Annotated in this window: 2 protein-coding genes; both read left to right on the forward strand. The window is 60.7% G+C overall.

Features of this window, described 5'->3' with window-relative positions:
- On the forward strand, positions 1-1766 hold a 1766-nt coding region (locus tag APR53_09420; GenBank protein KQC04845.1), incomplete at its 5' end, for a hypothetical protein.
- Positions 1744-2111: hypothetical protein (locus APR53_09425; GenBank protein ID KQC04846.1), on the forward strand; the 368-nt coding region annotated here is incomplete at its 3' end. The genes APR53_09420 and APR53_09425, both read left to right, overlap by 23 nt.

A 2111-nucleotide genomic window follows, 5' to 3' on the forward strand; every position in this document is an offset into this window, starting at 1 on the left:
TCACCACCACCGGCGACATCGTGTTTTCGCTCTATGATGTCGCCAGCGGAGGAACACCGCTCGCTACCGATACGCACGTGGTCGCCGTACAGGACGGCCTGTTTACCACCGCATTGGATTTCGATTCGCAGTATTACGACGGACGGGGCCTCTGGCTGGAGATCTCGATCCGGGGCGAAGTTCTCATTCCACGGCAGGAGTTCCGGCCCGTGCCGTATGCGCTGGGCCTCGTGCCGGGAGCGACGGTCGAAGGGGCGCTGGTAAATCCGCTCGTAACGTTCATAAATAACGATGGAACTGCAGTGCAGGCTCTCTCCACCGGGGATCGAGGCCATGGGATCGTCGCGTCGAATGACGGGATCGATGGCGTGGGACTGCATGCGATCAAGACGCAAGACGGGGGTGCAGCCATAATTGCCGAAACTATGGGTATCAGCAGTCCCGGCGTGTATGCAATCACGTCAAACATTGACAGCGAGGGTGTCTACGCGGTGACTTCCGGCGAAAACAGCGAGGGGGTGTACGCGGAGACGCATGGCAACGGCAGTCCGGGCGTTTCCGCATCGACCGATGGCGACAACAGCGATGGCATGCGCACAACGACGGATGGCTGGGATAGTAACGGAATTACCGCAATAACACTCGGCGACTATAGCGAGGGCGTATACGCTTACACGGAAGGAGCGAAGAGCCCGGCACTATACGGGGAAAGTACCCGGGATGTCGGCGTCTATGGTATCGGAAAGGACGGCGGCTACTTCACTACCAACCAGGCGGGAACATCCTGGCCGGGATCGGCAGGGGTTAACGTGAGCACAAAGAATGCACTGAATCCCGGTATCGTTATCAGGACAACAGGTGCAAACAGCGAGGGTATCTTTATCCAAACATCTGGTAAAGGGAGCGAAGCTATAGCTGCTTATGCGAACGCCGAGGATACCACTGGTATATTAGTCGGTACACAAGGCACTGGAAACACTGGGATCTACGTCTTTACAGTATGGTCTGATAGCGTGGGCGTATACACCTTCACCGAAAGGGACAGAAGCGATGGTGCGAGAACCATCACACTTGGCGCCAACAGCCCCGGTATGAATGCATCGACACGGGGGGCAAACAGCCCAGGCGTCACTGCCCGCAGTGAACAGGCACGGGGAGTGGAGGGATTCACCGAAAGCATGAATGAATGGGTTCCCGCCATTTTCGGCCAGAATGAGGGTGCCGGCGACGGCGTCTACGGCGTGAGCCAGAACCGGTACGGCACGGTCGGGATCAGCGAGACAAATTATACCGTCTACGGGGACACCAAACGCACCGACCACAAGTACGGCGTCTACACGCCGGATTATATGTACGCCGCAAAATACGACGGGGGTGGCGCAGATATCGCGGAGTATGCCGCTGTACGCGGCATACCTGAGCCCGGCACGGTGCTCGTGATCGGCGACGACGGTATCCTCGAGCCGTCGACAACAGCCTGCGACACCGCGGTCGCCGGCATCGTCTCGACGGCCCCGGGCGTCTCACTCGGGACAAAGGAGGAGGGCAACGACGGCGAAGCGCTCGTCGCCCTCGCCGGCCGGGTGCCGTGCAAGGTGGATGCCTCCTACGGGGCAGTCAAACCGGGCGATCTCCTCACCACGTCGCCGACGCCCGGCCATGCCATGAAGGCCGACAACCCGCAGATCGGGACGGTGCTCGGCAAAGCGATGGGATCGCTTGATGAAGGAACGGGGGTCCTTGATGTCATCGTTACGCTGCAGTGATGGATGGGGCGTCGCCCGGCAGCCGTGGATACTGCTGGGCGTGATCCTTCTGGTAGCGATCGCCGGGGCCCAGGCATCGGCGAACTACGACCTTTCGTGGAACGTCATCGGCGGCGGAGGAGGATCGGCGAGCTCCTCCTCCTACCAGGTGCAGGGCACCGTCGGGCAGGTCGCCGGCACTGCCGCGAGCAGCTCGTATACGCTCTCGGCGGGGTACTGGTATTCCGAAGCCACGGGGCCTGCCGTAATACCGCTTCCCGGCTGCGCCAACCCTCCGCAGGACCTCGATCACGACGGCCTGTACGAGGATGTGAATGGCGACGGCGTCTTCAGTTTCGGCGATAT

This window comes from Methanoculleus sp. SDB, assembly GCA_001412355.1.
GTDB lineage: Archaea > Halobacteriota > Methanomicrobia > Methanomicrobiales > Methanomicrobiaceae > LKUD01.